General features: G+C 63.6%; 13 protein-coding genes. 7 read left to right on the top strand and 6 right to left on the bottom strand.

Annotation, left to right across the window (positions count from 1 at the left end; genetic code table 11):
- The first annotated feature begins 37 nt into the window (after positions 1-37).
- On the top strand, positions 38-706 hold the full coding sequence (locus ACOCG7_RS21760) for an OmpW/AlkL family protein (protein ID WP_154873811.1): 669 nt from the start codon (positions 38-40) through the stop codon (positions 704-706).
- 34 nt (positions 707-740) lie between these two features.
- On the opposite strand, the gene ACOCG7_RS21755 is transcribed toward ACOCG7_RS21760, so the two are convergent.
- The 3 genes from ACOCG7_RS21755 to ACOCG7_RS21745 all read right to left on the bottom strand — a co-directional run bounded on the left by ACOCG7_RS21755 (position 741) and on the right by ACOCG7_RS21745 (position 4228).
- Positions 741-944, bottom strand: a complete 204-nt coding sequence (locus ACOCG7_RS21755) for a DUF1289 domain-containing protein (protein WP_073428095.1) — start codon at positions 942-944, stop codon at positions 741-743.
- A 71-nt stretch (positions 945-1015) separates the two neighbouring features.
- Complete coding sequence (locus ACOCG7_RS21750) at positions 1016-2386, bottom strand: phospholipase A (RefSeq protein WP_083083785.1); 1371 nt, start codon at positions 2384-2386, stop codon at positions 1016-1018.
- Between the two features lie 537 nt (positions 2387-2923).
- Positions 2924-4228, bottom strand: a complete 1305-nt coding sequence (locus tag ACOCG7_RS21745) for an Nramp family divalent metal transporter (protein WP_244744016.1) — start codon at positions 4226-4228, stop codon at positions 2924-2926.
- Positions 4229-4887: 659 nt separating this feature from the next.
- On the opposite strand from ACOCG7_RS21745, the gene ACOCG7_RS21740 reads away from it, so the two are divergent.
- From ACOCG7_RS21740 to ACOCG7_RS21725, 4 genes are all read left to right on the top strand, one after another.
- Positions 4888-5988, top strand: a complete 1101-nt coding sequence (locus ACOCG7_RS21740; RefSeq protein WP_073428098.1) for a polyamine ABC transporter substrate-binding protein — start codon at positions 4888-4890, stop codon at positions 5986-5988.
- A gap of 92 nt (positions 5989-6080) precedes the next feature.
- A complete protein-coding gene (locus ACOCG7_RS21735) occupies positions 6081-7247 on the top strand; it encodes an ABC transporter ATP-binding protein (RefSeq protein ID WP_167449651.1) in 1167 nt (388 codons plus the stop codon).
- On the top strand, positions 7244-8173 hold the full coding sequence (locus ACOCG7_RS21730; RefSeq protein WP_073428100.1) for an ABC transporter permease subunit: 930 nt from the start codon (positions 7244-7246) through the stop codon (positions 8171-8173). Before ACOCG7_RS21735 ends, ACOCG7_RS21730 begins: the two co-directional genes overlap by 4 nt.
- On the top strand, positions 8173-8988 hold the full coding sequence (locus ACOCG7_RS21725) for an ABC transporter permease subunit (RefSeq protein ID WP_114162564.1): 816 nt from the start codon (positions 8173-8175) through the stop codon (positions 8986-8988). Before ACOCG7_RS21730 ends, ACOCG7_RS21725 begins: the two co-directional genes overlap by 1 nt.
- Positions 8989-9954: 966 nt before the next feature.
- Here the strand turns inward: ACOCG7_RS21725 and ACOCG7_RS21720 are convergent.
- Positions 9955-11358 (bottom strand): methyl-accepting chemotaxis protein, encoded by a 1404-nt coding sequence (locus tag ACOCG7_RS21720; RefSeq protein ID WP_244744017.1) that lies wholly within the window; start codon positions 11356-11358, stop codon positions 9955-9957.
- Here ACOCG7_RS21720 and ACOCG7_RS21715 point away from each other — a divergent pair.
- Positions 11357-11668, top strand: a complete 312-nt coding sequence (locus tag ACOCG7_RS21715; protein WP_154874005.1) for a hypothetical protein — start codon at positions 11357-11359, stop codon at positions 11666-11668. The genes ACOCG7_RS21720 and ACOCG7_RS21715 overlap by 2 nt on opposite strands.
- 164 nt (positions 11669-11832) lie before the next feature.
- On the opposite strand, the gene ACOCG7_RS21710 is transcribed toward ACOCG7_RS21715, so the two are convergent.
- The gene (locus ACOCG7_RS21710; protein WP_244744018.1) at positions 11833-13323 is read right to left on the bottom strand and encodes a flavin-containing monooxygenase; all 1491 of its coding nucleotides are present in this window, start codon (positions 13321-13323) and stop codon (positions 11833-11835) included.
- Between the two features lie 144 nt (positions 13324-13467).
- Between ACOCG7_RS21710 and ACOCG7_RS21705 the strand changes: the two genes are divergently transcribed.
- Entirely contained in the window at positions 13468-14136 is a 669-nt protein-coding gene (locus ACOCG7_RS21705) for a TetR family transcriptional regulator (RefSeq protein WP_244744019.1), read from the top strand.
- A gap of 84 nt (positions 14137-14220) precedes the next feature.
- Here ACOCG7_RS21705 and ACOCG7_RS21700 read toward each other — a convergent pair whose 3' ends face one another.
- On the bottom strand, positions 14221-15417 hold the full coding sequence (locus ACOCG7_RS21700; RefSeq protein ID WP_244744021.1) for a tetratricopeptide repeat protein: 1197 nt from the start codon (positions 15415-15417) through the stop codon (positions 14221-14223).
- Positions 15418-15477 lie beyond the last annotated feature (60 nt).

Below are 15477 nucleotides of genomic sequence, written 5' to 3'. Positions count from 1 at the left end.
ACAATCCCCATGTCCACACCAACAAGAGGGGAATCACATGAAGCACTCGTACAGAAACGTTCTCGGGCTGAGGATCAAGGCCGCCGCCATCGCGGCGAGCCTGTTATGCGCGGGCCTTCTCGCGCCGCAGGCGCAGGCCGCGGGCGACGATCCGATCAGCGGCATTCACGCCGGCGACGTGCTGGTGCGTTTGCGCGCGATCAGCATCATGCCGAACGTGGACACCACGCAATCGCTGTCGGCGCTCAACGTGGGCGTGAACAACGCGATCGTGCCGGAACTGGATCTGACTTACATGATCCGCGATTATCTCGGCGTCGAGCTGATTCTCGCCACGTCGCGCCATCAACTGACGTCGAGCCTCGGCAATCTCGGCGGCGTGAACGTGTTGCCGCCCACGCTGCTGCTGCAATATCACTTCAACCATGCCGGGCGCATTCGCCCCTATGTCGGCGCGGGCATCAACTACACGCTGTTCTATAACAACGGCGCGAACGTGGGCGGCCAGCCGATCTCGGTCACCAATCACAGCTTCGGCCCCGCGTTGCAGGCGGGCGTGGACGTGCAGGTGACCAGGTCGCTGTTCGTCAACGCGGACATCAAGAAGATCTGGATGCATACGGATGCGTCGCTCGGCGGTCAGTCGCTTGGCCGCCTGAGCATCGATCCGGTGATCGTGGGGTTGGGTGTCGGCATGCGGTTCTGAGCGCCGCCGCGAGGATGAGGAAGAGGGAGAGGGACTACAGCTTGTCGTTCTGAAAGCGCATGGCGGTGCCGTCCTGCTCGATCCGCACCCACACCGCGCGCTTTTCCTCGTCGCTCAGAAACACCCAGTTGGAGACCTCGGTGGCGGTGCGGCCGCAGCCTTTGCACACCTCGTCGAAGAGCGTGGAGCAGACGCCGATGCAGGGGCTGTCGGGTAGGTCGTGGAGATTCGAAGCCATCGGAAACCTTGGGGCGAAGAAGCGAAGTTCCGCTATGTTAAACGATGCGGCGCGCGCCCCTTGCCCCGCTTTCAGCGCGCGATGCTGTAGCCGATGCGCGCCATCCAGTGCTGGCGGTTGTTGTAATCCAGCAGATCCTCGCCATAACCGTTGAAATAGCCGACCCACAGATAGCCGCCCCACGCGCTGCCCAGCAGTTTGGCGAGCGGATAGGTGAATTGCGTGTCGATGCTGCCGTACCAGTGCCTGGTGCCCTTGCGCAGCGTGGTCGCGAGTTGCCAGCCGTCCGGGCTGCCGTATTTGACCAGCAGGTCGACGTAGCCGCGATAGTCGGCGATGTCGGGGTTGCTGCTCTTGCCGAGGTAGTAATAGATTTTCGGCGAGACGCTCAGGTGATTGCCCGTCAGATCGCCGAATTCCCACGTCGGCCGGATAAAAGGCATGTTGATGCTGCGCGAGTCCGCGCCGCCTTTGCCGTTCGATTCGTGGCTCAGCCCCGCGGCGAACCCCATGCGCGTGAACCACGAACTGCGCCAGCCCGTGTCCGGCACGTAGTAGAAGAATTGCGGACTATAAGTCGTATCGCGGAACGGCCGCGAGTCGGCGGACAGGTTCCAGATCGAGGTCTGCGTATAGGCGAAATAGACGTTGTCGAGAAAGGCTTTCGAGCGCAGGTCGTCGGGCATCATGAGGCGGTATTTGAAGCTGAATTGCAGCCGCGCGTTCGTGTCGCCGTTGTGGCCGGCGGCGATGTACATCGGGTCGTAGTAGGAGACGTGGGCGAGCACGCCGCGTCCGGGCGTGGCGAGCGAGTCGCCGGGCGGCGACATCGCGTCGCCGGTCGGGCCGTCGACCGCCGCCGCGGTGGCCGCGGCTTGCGCCGGGGTGCTCGCCTGGCTTTCCGTGCGTTCGGCCTGGGCGATCGCGATCTGTTGCGGCCCGCGGTTGATTGCGACGAGCGCCGGCGAAGCGTCGAAGCCGACCGGATCGATCCGCACTTCGCCGCGCGCCCACTCGGGCCACGGCGCGGAGAAACGGACCTTGCGGAACTGGCCGGGGCGCAGGCGCAGCGTGTCGGGCACGCCCGCTTCGCGCTGCAAGTCGAGCGGTTGCGGCGATCGTTCGGCGCCGTTCAGTCTCACGCGGATCGTCGGCGGCACGGTGACGGTGAGGGGTTTGGCGTCGTCGGCGGAATAGAGCAGCGTGATCTGCAACGGCTCGGTGGCGGCGGCCACGCGCGCCGGCTGCAGCATGGCGACGGTCGCCCGGGCCTCGCGCGGCGTGGCCGCGGTTGCGGCAATGACGACGATGGCGAGGAACGGAAACAGCGGCGCGAAGGGTGACGTGCGGCTTGATGTGCGGCTTGACGTGCGCGCGCTGGCACGGCGAGTTCGAGGTGACTTGAGACGGGCGAGGCGATTGAGCGAAACGGCGAAACGCATGGGCTGTCGTCCAGGGAGCAAGAGCAGCGGGCGAAACGGCGCGGCGGATGTCGAATCGCGACAGGGCACCGGCACGCCGGAACGCACGCGCGGAAGCGCGAGGGCGCGAACGTGGCACAAAAAGCAGCGGCGCGATGCGCGGCCGCTGCCGCGAGCTTGAGGCCCTGGCCGGCGGGGCGCGGGCCGAGGGCGGCGTCGCCGATTATGGCGAAATACTCAGGCGATGCTCGCCAATTTACTTCATCCGGAGCCGGGGGCGCGAAAAGGTCGCGTGGGTTGGTTGATGGTCGAGCCTTGGGGCGTGGCTTCGTAGCGCGGCTTCAGAGGCCGGTTTCATAGCGCGGCTTCGTAGCTTGGCTTCACAACCCGACTTCATAGCGCGACTTCTTAGCCGGCTTCATGGCCCGGCTTCGCAACCCGACTTCACAGCCCGACTTCACAGCCGACTTCATGGCCCGGCTTCATAGCCGGCTTCACAGCCCTGCTTCAAAGCCAAGCTTTCCAGCCAAGCTTCATCACCCACACCATCACCCCGCTTCATTCTCCGAACGCCAACTGCCACAGCAGCGTGCCGTTGATCACGAGGATCAGCGTGGCGCACAGCCACGCCAGCACGAGCGGCACGCCGCGCACGCGCCAGTCGCCCATCAGCCCGGCGTTCGACGTGTAGCGGATCAGCGGCACCACCGCGAGCGGCAACTGCAGGCTCAGCACCACCTGGCTTGCCACCAGCAATTGATTCGACCCGTGCTGGCCGAACAGCGCGACCGCGAAGAGCGCCGGTCCGATCGCCAGCGCGCGGGTGAGCAGCGCGCGCTTCCAGCGCGGCAGGCGGATGCGCAGAAAGCCTTCCATCACCGCCTGACCGGCCAAGGTGCCGGTGACGGTCGCGCTCAAGCCGCACGCAAGCAGCGCCGCCGCGAACAGGATGCTGGCCCAGGGCGTGCCGACCAGCGGCGCGATCAGCCGGTGGGCGTCGGCGAGATCGGTGATGTCGCGATGGCCGTTCGCATGGAACACCGCAGCCGACACGATCAGCAGCGCCGCGTTGATCACGAAGGCAAACGAAAGGGAAGCGAAGGTATCGATATTGACGACGTGCAACGCGGCCTTGATCTCGGGGTCGCTGCCACCCGGCGCGTGCTGCTTGACGAGCGCGGAGTGCAGATAGAGGTTGTGCGGCATCACCGTCGCGCCGACGATGCCCGCCGCCAGCCACACCATGCCCGCATTGCGCAGCAACTCGGCGCTCGGCACCGTGCCGGCCAGCGCGGCGTGCCAGTCGGGATCGACCAGCGCCAGTTCCACCACGAAGCACAGGCCGACGAAACCGATCAGCGTCGCGATCACCGCTTCGAGCTTGCGGCCGCCTTTCTGCTGGAGCGCGAGGAGCGCGAACGTGCAGACCGCCGACATCAGCATCCCGACCGTCAGCGAGACGCCCAGCAGCAATTGCAACGCGACGGCGCTGCCGACCACCTCCGCGACGTCGCACGCGATGATCGCGACCTCGCTCGTGAGCCACAGGAACAGCGTGCCGCGCCGCCCGTTGCGCTCGCGGCAGACCTGCGCGAGATCGCGCCCGGTCACGACGCCGAGGCGCGAGGACAGCCATTGCAGCAGCATCGCCATCAGGCTCGACAGCAGCACCATGCCGAGCAGCCGATAGCCGTAGCCCGCACCGGCGCCGAGCGCGGTCGCCCAGTTGCCCGGATCGACATAGCCGACCGCGATCAGCGCGCCCGCGCCGACGAACGAAAACCAATGCGCCGGACGTGCCGGCCCGCCATCCGGCAGACGAGGGCGGCGATTGGGGCGCAACGCGAATGGATTGGTGTTCATCGATGCCCTGAGCGTAAAGACTGCATGGCTTCGCAAGCCACGTGCCCGCGGCGGGTCGGGCACGCGGGGGCGGCGAGAGGTCCGGCGCGGCCGCGGGATTGCCGGCGCGTTGTCGTTCGGATCTCTGGCAGCTATTGTGCGCCGACGAACGCGAGGCGGCTCGCGCTTGCCGAGACGCTAGCCGGTTCGCATAAAGGCGCACGAACGGCGCGGGAATCGACGCGCGAACCGACGCGGGAACGATGTAGGAACGGGGCACGAACCGACGCGGGAACGACGCACCAACCGACGCACCACGGCGCACAAACCGACGCAGCAACAGGGCACCAACCGACGCGCAAACGGCGCACCAACCGTCTCTCCGCCGCCGCTTCCAACGAGAGCGACGCAAGCCCCGAACGCCGCGACCGAAGCAAGAGAAGGCCGCGCCGCCGCCGTCGATCTTTTTTTCGGGTGGACAGGCGCCGATAACCCGCTAAAATTGCGCGCAATTTTCCAGCGCGCGGCTTACGCTGTACCGTTTGCGCGACAGGCGGGCATTTTTTTTGGACCGCGCAATAATTGATGGTAGTTTTCGGATTTTTCAGGGGAGCCGTGTGCGCTGTGCCGCGGCATGGGTGGCGACGGTCGGCTCGCGCCGACCACGATCGGAGAACGGAATGAAAAGACGGGTAGTGGGGCAAGTGGCGGCGCTGGTCTTGTGCGCGGCGCCGTGGTTGACGGCCGTTGCGAAGGATACGCAGCTGAACGTGTATAACTGGTCCGATTACATTGCCAAGGACACCATTCCGAACTTCACCAAGCAGAGCGGCGTCCAGGTCAAATACGACAACTACGACAGCGACGACACGCTGCAAGCCAAGCTCCTCACCGGCAATTCGGGCTACGACATCGTCGTGCCGACCAGCAATTACGCCGGCAAGCAGATCGCCGCGGGCATCTTTTCACCGCTCGACAAATCGAAGCTGCCGAATCTCAAGTACCTCGACCCCTCGCTGATGGCGCTCGTCGCCGGCGCCGATCCGGGCAACAAGTACACGGTGCCCTGGGCTTACGGCACGACCGGCCTCGGCTACAACGTCACCAAGGTCCAGCAGATTCTCGGCAAGAACGTGCCGCTCGATAATTGGGACGTGCTCTTCAAGCCGGAAAACATCTCGAAGCTGAAGGCCTGCGGCGTGTCCGTGCTCGACGCGCCGGACCAGATGTTCGCCGCCGCGCTGCACTACATCGGCAAGGATCCGATGAGCACGAACCCGGCCGACTACCGCGCCGCGCTCGCGATGCTGAAGAAGATCCGTCCGTACATCACGCAGTTCAACTCGTCGGGCTACATCAACGACCTGGTCGGCGGCGACGTCTGCTTCGCATACGGCTGGTCGGGCGACGTGGTGATCGCGAAGCACCGCGCGGCCGAAGCGAAGAAGGCCTACAAGATCGAGTACTACATTCCGAAGGGCGGCGCCCCGGTGTGGTTCGACGTGATGGCGATTCCGAAGGATGCGAAGAACAAGGAAGCCGCGCACGAGTGGATCAACTACATCGAAACGCCGCAGGTTCACGCCGCGATCACCAACGCCGTCTACTACCCGAGCGCGAACCTCGAGGCGCGCAAGTACGTGGACAAGGACGTGGCGAGCGACCCGGCCGTGTATCCGCCGCCCGACGTCATCAAGACGCTGTTCCTGCTGAAGCCGCTGCCGCCGGAAGTCCAGCGGCTGCAAACGCGGCTCTGGACTGAATTCAAGTCCGGCCGCTGACCCGCGGCTTCCATGAACGGGTAAGCATCATCATGAAGCCCTCGGTGTTCACCGGGGGCTTTGTTCGTCAAACGCCGGAGTAAAGCATTGTGATGAGTAGTGACCAGTCGGGCGCGCTGGCAGGGTCGGCCGCGCCGTCGCCGGGCCTTAACGCCGCTACGGGCGACGCAGCCGATAACTTCGTCCAGATCGTCGATGTCGTGAAGAAGTTCGGCGAGACCGTGGCGGTCAAGGGGGTCAACCTGTCGGTGAAGAAGGGCGAGTTGTTCGCGCTGCTCGGCAGTTCCGGTTGCGGCAAGTCGACCTTGCTGCGCATGCTGGCCGGCCTCGAAAGCGTGACCTCGGGCAAGATCCTGATCGACGGCGAGGATCTCGCGCAACTGCCGCCGTACCGTCGGCCGGTCAACATGATGTTCCAGTCGTACGCGCTGTTTCCGCACATGACCGTGGAGACGAACGTCGCCTTCGGTCTGAAGCAGGAAGGCGTGCCGAAAGCGGAGCTCAAGGATCGCGTGCAGGCCGCGCTCGATCTCGTGCAGATGAGCCGCTTCGCGAAGCGCAAGCCGCATCAGCTTTCCGGCGGTCAACAGCAGCGCGTGGCGCTCGCTCGATCGCTCGTCAAGCGGCCGAAGCTGCTGCTGCTCGACGAGCCGATGTCCGCGCTCGACAAGCAGATCCGTCAGCGCACGCAGATCGAACTGGTCAACATTCTCGACAAGGTGGGCGTGACCTGCATCATGGTCACGCACGATCAGGAAGAGGCGATGACGATGGCGAGCCGCCTCGCCGTGATGAGCGAAGGCGAGATCGTGCAGCTCGGCACGCCGCATGAGGTGTACGAGTATCCGAACAGCCGTTTTTCGGCGGAGTTCATCGGCTCGACCAATCTGTTCGACGGCCATACCGTCGAGGACGAGCCCGATCACGTGTTCATCGAAACGCCCGACCTGTCGTGCCGGCTGTACGTGAATCACGGCATCACCGGTCCGCTCGGCATGCCGGTGACGATCTCGGTGCGGCCCGAGCGCATCGCGCTCACGCGCAAGCCGCCCGAGGGCGCGTACAACTGGGGCAAGGGCGTCGTCACGAATATCGCTTACATGGGCGGCTATTCGCTATATCACGTGAAGCTCGAAGCCGGCAAAACGGTGATCGCGAACGTGACGAGCCTTGCGTTGACGGAAATCGATCCGCCCACCTGGGGCGACGAAGTGTATGTGCGCTGGAGCGCATCGGCCGGCGTGGTGCTGACGTCATGAAGCGCTCGCTCAATGCCTTCGCAAGCTGGCCGGTGCGCCGCTTCAATCTGACCGGCCGCACCGCGGTGGTGGCCGGCCCGTTCATCTGGCTGCTGCTGTTTTTTCTGGTGCCGTTTCTGCTGGTCGTGAAGATCAGCTTCGCCGATTTGCAGCTTGGCATTCCGCCGTACACGGAGTTGACGAACTTCGCGGAAGGCGCGCTTCGCATCACGCTCGACTTCTCGCATTACGCGTTTCTGCTCACCGATAGCCTCTATTTCGCGACCTATGTGAATTCGGTGGTGGTCGCCGCGATTTCGACGGTGCTGTGTTTGCTGATCGGCTATCCGATGGCGTATTACATCGCGCGCTCGAATCCGGCGAGCCGGAATCTGCTGATGATGGCCGTGATGCTGCCGTTCTGGACGTCGTTTCTGATTCGCGTGTATGCGTGGATCGGCATTCTGAAGAACAACGGCTTACTGAATAACTTCCTGATGTCGATCGGCGTGATTCATACGCCGATCGAGCTGTATCACACGAATACCGCGGTGTATATCGGCATGGTGTATTCCTACCTGCCGTTTCTCGTCATGCCGCTGTACGCGCATCTGGTGAAGATGGACATGACCTTGCTGGAAGCCGCTTACGACCTCGGCGCGAGGCCGTGGAAAGCGTTCTGGCAGATCACCTTGCCGCTGTCGAAGAACGGCATCATCGCCGGTTGTCTGCTGGTGTTCATTCCGGCGGTGGGTGAGTACGTGATTCCCGAATTGCTCGGCGGCGCGAATACGCTGATGATCGGCCGCGTGATGTGGAATGAGTTCTTCGACAATGCCGATTGGCCGATGGCCTCCGCGGTGACGTGCGCGATGGTGTTGCTGTTATTGGTGCCGATGGCGTTTTTCCAGTACGCGCAGGCGAAGGCGATGGAGGAAAGGCGCTGATGAAGCCGAACCGGGTTTTGCAGTTCATTGCGTTGGGGCTGGGCTTTCTGTTTCTGTATGTGCCGATCGTGAGTCTGATCGTGTATTCGTTCAACGAATCGCAACTCGTGACGGTCTGGACGCGCTTTTCCACGCGCTGGTATGCGGCGTTGCTGCAGGATGAAGAACTGATCGCGGCGGCGTGGCTGTCATTGCGGGTGGCGCTGCTGACGGCGTTTGCGTCGGTGATCATCGGCACGTGGGCGGGCTTCGTGCTGGCGCGAATGGGACGGTTCCGCGGCTTTACGCTGTACACGGGGATGATCAATGCGCCGCTGGTGATTCCCGAGGTGATTCAGGGAATTTCGCTGCTGCTGCTGTTCATCGAAATGGCGAAGTGGTTCGGGTGGCCGGCGGGGCGTGGCATCTTCACGATCTGGATCGGGCATGTGATGCTGTGTATTTCGTATGTGGCGATCATCGTGCAGTCGCGTGTGAGGGAGTTGCATCCTTCTCTCGAAGAAGCCGCGCTGGATCTCGGGGCGACGCCGCTGCGGGTGTTTTTCTCCATTACGTTGCCGTTGATTTCGCAGGCGCTTGTTTCGGGGTGGTTGTTGTCGTTTACCTTGTCGATCGATGATCTGGTTTTGTCGGCATTCCTGTCCGGGCCTGGGTCGACTACGCTGCCGCTGGTGGTTTTTTCTCGCGTTCGGCTGGGGTTGAATCCTGAGATGAATGCGCTGGCTACTTTGTTTATTGCTGTGGTTACTGTTGGGGTTGTGGCGGTTAATTATTTTATGCAGCGGGCGGAGAGGAAGAGGGTTGTAGTGGGGTAGCCGGTTTTTTTGCCTTTGCGGCGGTTGGTTGGGTTGCTTGTGGGGGTGGCCTTTCCTTGTTGTCTTAGTGGTCTATTGGCGTTGCCCCTGTGCGGGGCGGCACCTACTTTTCTTTGCCGGCCGCAAAGAAAAGTAGGCAAAAGAAAGCGGCTCACACCGCTAATTCTTAAGTGGGTCCCCTGGCTTGGAGGGGGCAGTGGTGCATCTGGAATCGGTGCTCTCGCGCATTCCGCGCTGGTGACACAGCAGTCATTTTTCCGGCGGCGCTGCGCGCGCCGTCGCGGTGCTTCTTCCCTCCGTTTCGGCGTGTGGGCCAGGCGAAGCCGACGGCTCCCACGGCGGGAGAATTTCCATTGTTTTCCGGGGCAGACCCGTTCTCGACGTACGCAGTGCGGGGAGCTAATGACGGCTTGGTCACTTACGCGAAATATGACCAACGGCCGGTCGCATCGATGGACGCAAATGGGAATGTCGCGTTGTTACCGAAACGGCTTTGCGCAGCAACGAGCGTCCATCGCAGCGGGCCATTCCCATGAAGCACCGCGACGGTGCCAGTAATCTGATGGCGCACCGAGGAACGGAGCAACTCGCCCGTTCCGTAAAGCGACGGCTGGCATGCAGCGCAGGCGGTTTGAAAAAGTACTGCTGCCCGCGAAACCTGCCCGTGGTTCAAATGAAGCACCGCGACGGCGCGCGCAGCGCCGCCGGAAAAATGACTGCTGTGTCACCAGCGCGGAATGCGCGAGAGCACGGATTCCAGATGCACCACGATCCCCTCCAAGCCAGGGGACCCACTTAAGAATTAGCGGTGTGAGCCGCTTTCTTTTGCCTACTTTTCTTTGCGGCCGGCAAAGAAAAGTAGGTGCCGCCCCCGCACAGGGGCAACGCCAATAGACCACTAAGATCACAAGGAAAAGCCACCACCACAAGCAACCCAACCAACCGCCGCAAAGGCAAAAAAAAACCTCAAACCCGATACCCAACCCGAACCCCACCCCAATGCCGCCCACCCACAAAAACCGGCGCGGAAGCATCCTTCATCAAAACAAACTCCCCGCCCCCCATATCGCGCCGATAAGTCTGCAACAGAAACTTCTTGGTATGCGACCCAGCAGCAAGACCAGTGCGGTCATTGAACATGCGCCGGTTCCGGCAGTTCGCCATATTCCAGACCACATCGTCGCGCTGTGGCTGTGAAAACTTCAGGTTGTGAGTCGGCAGATAACCGCGCACGTCGATAGCGGCACAAAACGCCACGCGTGGGTCCAGTTCGAGCAAGGGCTCCTGAATCGCCGGCAAAACCCGGTCGGTAAACGCGGTAAACCGCGTCATGAACTGAGCTGGATTACTTCCCGCAATGGGCACGTAATGCTGATCGAACAGATCCTCGATCGATATCTCGCCGCGCGCGACAGCCGCTTCGAACACCTTGCTCACCTTCGCCGCCGCCTGCTGCACCGCTTCGATGAAACGCGTATCCGCGGTCTCGACGCCCGTTGCGGCGGTCAGTTCGATCAACGTCTCCGACACGCCGAGCAGATTGCCCAGCCGGTCCTTCGCCTGCACGAAGTTCTCGCTCGAATCCTCGACGCCGCTCGCCATTTCGAGCACCTGCGCCTCGAGTCCGTCGCATTGCGTTTCGATCTCACCGGTCAACGCGGCAATCTGTCCGGCTTCGTTGTTGAGATGCGCGATGGCGTCGCCCGTCGCGTGCACGACCTCGCCGATCTTGCGCGTGCCTTCGCGCACCCGGTGCGCCCGCGCGGTGTTCACCGAACCTTCGCTGATCAACTGCTCGGTCTGCTGCGTGAGTTGCGCCAGCGTCGTCTCGATCTGACCGGTTGCCTGCGCGGTTTTCGCCGACAGGTTCTTCACCTCGGCGGCCACCACCGCGAAACTCTTGCCGGACTCGCCCGCGCGCGCGGCTTCGATCGCGGCGTTCAGCGCCAGCAGATGAGTTTGGCGCGCGATCAGCGAAATCTCCTCGGAGACGCGGCTCACATGCGCGAGCGCGCTGCGCAGCGCGCCGATCTGGCTTTCGATCACCGTCACGCCTTCAACCAGCCCGTGGATGTCGGCCAGCGACGCCTCCAGCGTCTGCTGCGACTCCTGCACGCCGGTGGCGGCTTCGGTGGATACGTTGCGCATTTCGCGCGCGGCCGCGGCGATGCGATGGTTGCCCGCGAGCGTCTGCGCAGCGGACTCGCGCAGCGCGCGGCACACCTGCGCCTGGTGCTGCACGCGCGCGGCCACTTCCTCGACGTGCCCCGATACGTCGCAGATTTCAATGCCCAGTTTGCCGGCTTGCGCGGCAATATCGCCGACGACCGATTGCGAACGGGCGGCCCGGCGAAAGCTGAAGCGCGTCATGTACGTCTCCTTGATGGCGCGGTTGGCGCAGTCGATTGGCGTGCGCACCCAGCGCGGATGCAGCGCCTTCTCAGTGCGTTTACGGCCCGCTTTCGGAAGACTTGATACGGGCTATCCCGCAGTCGCTATCATGTGCGGGTCGAGCGGAACCACCCGCAACGCATTCTTTCCCTTCCTTTCTTCGCAGGCGAGCATGATCGAGTCCTTCGCGCGCGTGTCGGGCTGGCAACAGCTCTATCATCTCTGGCAGTTGATCGTGATGCTCTGCCAGTTTCTCTGGGCGCTGCTGCGCCTGCTCGGGGGCGGTTGAGCGGGCCGGCTAACGCAGGCGAGGGACGTGCGAGATCTCGCGCGGTCATGCGCGCGAACAAACGATTTAAGCGGACTCGGCAACAAAGCGTGGGATCAGGCGGACGTGCGCGGCCGATCAGCTATCAGCGGCCGACAGCATCGCAACTAGCCGGCGCGCAACATTCAAGGCGCAAAACGATAATCGCGTGGCCGCACACGCCGCGTGCGCTTGCGGAAGCTGAACGTGAACCCCGGCCACACCGCGGTGACCTTGCCGGTTTTCGTCTGATACCAGCTATGGCAGCCGCTGGTCCACACGGAGTGCTGCATCTCCCGTTGCAGGCGCGCATTGAAATCGCGCTGCACGTCAGGGCGCAAATTCATCGTGCGGGCTTTGCGCCGGCGCAGCACGCGCAGGCAATCGGCGATGTATTGCACTTGCGACTCGATCATGTAGATCATCGAGTTATGGCCGAGCCCCGTATTCGGGCCGACGATCATGAAGAAGTTCGGGAAGTTTGCGATGCTGGTGCCGAGGTAAGCCTCGGGACCGTCGCGCAGCCACATCGCGCCGAGGTCGGCGCCCTCGATGCCGATGACGTCGAACGGTGCGCCCACATCGTTGACCTGAAAGCCGGTGCCGCAAATGATCGCATCGGCGCGATGATGCGTGTCGTCATGCGTGACGATGCCGTCCGCGACGATTTCGCGGATGCCGGTCGTCACCACATCGACATTCGGCTGAATAACGGCGCGATAGTAATCGCTCGACAGCAGCACGCGCTTGCAGCCGAGCCGGTAGTTCGGCGTCAGCCTGGCGCGCAGCGCCGGGTCCTTCACGCGTCGTTCCAGATAGCTCAGGCCGAATTTCATCGGCAGCTTCATCAACTTTGGATTGACCACGAAGGCGACCGCGCGCGATTCGAGGTGCCAGTAGATCGCGCCGCGCACGAAGCGCTGCGTGAACGGCAGATGCCGGAACAGCCATTGCGCGAGCGGACCGATCGGCTTGTTGGGCTTCGGCATGACCCACGGCGCGGTGCGTTGGAACAATTCGAGCCGTGCGACGCGCGGCTGAATTTGCGGCACGAACTGAATCGCGCTCGCGCCGGTGCCGATCACCGCGACGCGTTTGCCTTCGAGCGGATACGCGTGGTCCCAGCGCGCCGAATGAAACAGCTTGCCTTCGAAGCGTTCGAGTCCGGCGATGTGCGGCAGGGCGGGGCGCGACAGCGGGCCGCTCGCGGCGATCACCACATCGGCCTCGATGCTTTCGAGCGCGCCGTTCGCGTCGATCTCGACTTGCCAGGTCCGACGCACTTCATCGAAGCGCGCCGCGGCCACTCGCGCATTGCAGCGCACGTAATGCGCGACGCCGTACTTGCGCACGCAGTGCTTCAGGTACGCGAGAATTTCCGCCTGGTCGCCGAACGCATGCGACCACGCCGGATTCGGCTCGAACGAAAACGAATACAGATGCGACGGCACATCGCAGGCCGCGCCGGGATAGGTGTTGTCGCGCCAGGTGCCGCCGATGTCGCTCGCGGCCTCGTAGATCGTGAACGACGTGATGCCCATCTTCAGCAAACGGATCGCCATGCCGATGCCCGCAAAGCCGCTTCCGACAATGGCAATGCGCGGCGAAGCCGGCGAGGCGGATGAAACAGGTGTCAAGGCGGGTCTCCGGCGAGGCGAAATTCAGGCGTCTAAGTCTGTCTACTTCGACATACCGCGCAGGGTAGACAACTGTACACTTCGCGTCAAGATCGTTTAGAGTACGGCGTATTAACGCGCGCCGTGCCCTTTGATTGAACGCTCATGAAATCCGCGCCTGAAGCGATGTCCGAGAACCATGAACTGCCTGCCGGCAAGCGCAAGCTGATCGACGCGGCCTTGCGTCTGACCGCGGGCGGCCGCAGCTTCGCGAGTCTGGGCTTGCGCGAACTGGCGCGTGAGGCCGGGCTCAATCCCAACACGTTCTATCGCCATTTCGACACGCTCGACGAGCTGGCGCGCGAGGCGGTCGAATCCGTGAGTCGCCGCTTGCGGCCCATGCTGCGGCGCGAACGCTGGCTCGCCGCGCACGACGACGCCCATAGCGTGCCGCGCCGCGCATGCGCGGCGTTCTTTGCGTTCGCGCTGGAAAACCGCGCGGTCTTCGTGAGTGCGCTGGCGGAGTACCACGGCACGTCGCCGGTGTTACGTGAAGCGGTGCGCGCGAACCTTCACGACGTGTCGGCGGAAATGGCGGACGATGTCGTGCAACTGGAATGGATGCCGGCGCTCGCGCGCGAGACTGTCGACGAAGTCTGCACGCAGATCGTGCTGCAACTGTTTCACCTGTCGGCGGAATACCTCGACGCGAATGCGGCGCGCCAGCAAGCGCTGATCGCGTATGCGGAGCGTTTCATTGTCAGGCTGTTCGCGGGCTCGGTGCTGCTCGCGCAGCAAGAGCCGGGCAGGGCGGCGGCGCCGATGCGCGGATAAAAACCTCACGCAAAAAAACAGGCTCCGTGAAGGAGCCTGTTTTTCATGAACGCCTCGTCGGCGCGACGGCCGCATGGCCGATGCTCAGGTGTTGTTGTCGTTCCACCCGCCGGAATCGTCGTTGCTGCCCAGATCGACGCCGCCGCCGCTGTTATCGTTCCAGTCGTTCGACCCCTGGCCGAAATCGAGGCCGCCGCCATTGCCGCCGTCGTTGCCGCGCCGGCGCGCTTCGTCGTCGACGACCACCTCGCGTTCCACCACGCGCTCACGTCCGGAGTTCAGCGCTTCGCCAAGCAGCACGCCGGTCAGCAGACCGCCCATGCCGCCGCCGAAACCGCCGCCGCCTTGCTGCACGACGACCGGCGGCTGTTGCTGATACGGTCCTTGCTGCGGATACGGCGCTTGCGGCGGATTGCCGAAGCGTTCGGCTTCCTGCGCATACGGCGACTGCTGCGCGGCCGGGGCCGATGCCGATGCGGCATACGGATCGGGCCGGCCGTCGGCACGCGCGCGCATGCTGCCGATGCGCTGCTCGAGTTCGTCGAGCTGATACGGCGGCACCGGGTTCTTGCTGTTCGACAGCGTTTCGACCAGGCCGCGTAGTTGATCCTCGGTCGCTTCGACTTCCTTCTCGAGCGCCTCGTGACCTTGCACCGTGGAAAGCTTCACGTCGAGCTTGAGCGAGCGCACGGTGTTGAGCATTTCCGTGGCGCGCTTGAGTTGCACGCGACGATCGTCGTCGGCGCGCGTGTCGTCCTGTTTGCGGGCGCGCCGCAGCGTCCAGCGCAGCACCAGCGCGATTGCGCCGATCAGCAGAGCGATGCCGATCCACATGCCGATGCCCGGACCATGCTGTTGCGGCGCTTGCGGGATCATCGCCGGCTGCTGCTGCACGGCCGGCGCATTCTGCTGCGCGAACGGGTTCGCCGCGCGGCTGGTGGTATTGCCGCCGGCACGCTCGGCATTCTTGCGAATGCGCGCTTCGGTTTGCGCGAAACGGCTCGGGTCGGTAAAGCGGATTTGCGGATCGAGCGTTTTCGCCTGCTGGACCTGGGCGAGCGCGTCGGCATGACGGCCTTCGCGATCGAGCACCTGGCTGTAGAGATAATGCGCGCGGGCATTGTTCGGATGCGCCTGCAGCACTTCGCTCAAGCCGGCATCGGCTTGCTGCCAGTTGCCTTGCGCCATGGCGGATTCGATCTGCTGAACCGTCGGCACGGCAAACGCCGCGGCCGACACGAACAGCAATGAGGCGAACGCGTTTGCGAGAAATTTTTTCATTGACGGACCGGGCGCGATGCGCCCGTCTCCTTGACGACTACCTCGACACGGTAGTGCCGA

The organism is Paraburkholderia sp. DD10, assembly GCF_049177125.1.
Lineage (GTDB): Bacteria > Pseudomonadota > Gammaproteobacteria > Burkholderiales > Burkholderiaceae > Paraburkholderia > Paraburkholderia terricola.
The sequence above is the reverse complement of the archived record's forward strand: the minus strand, read 5'-3'. Positions and strand labels throughout refer to the sequence as shown.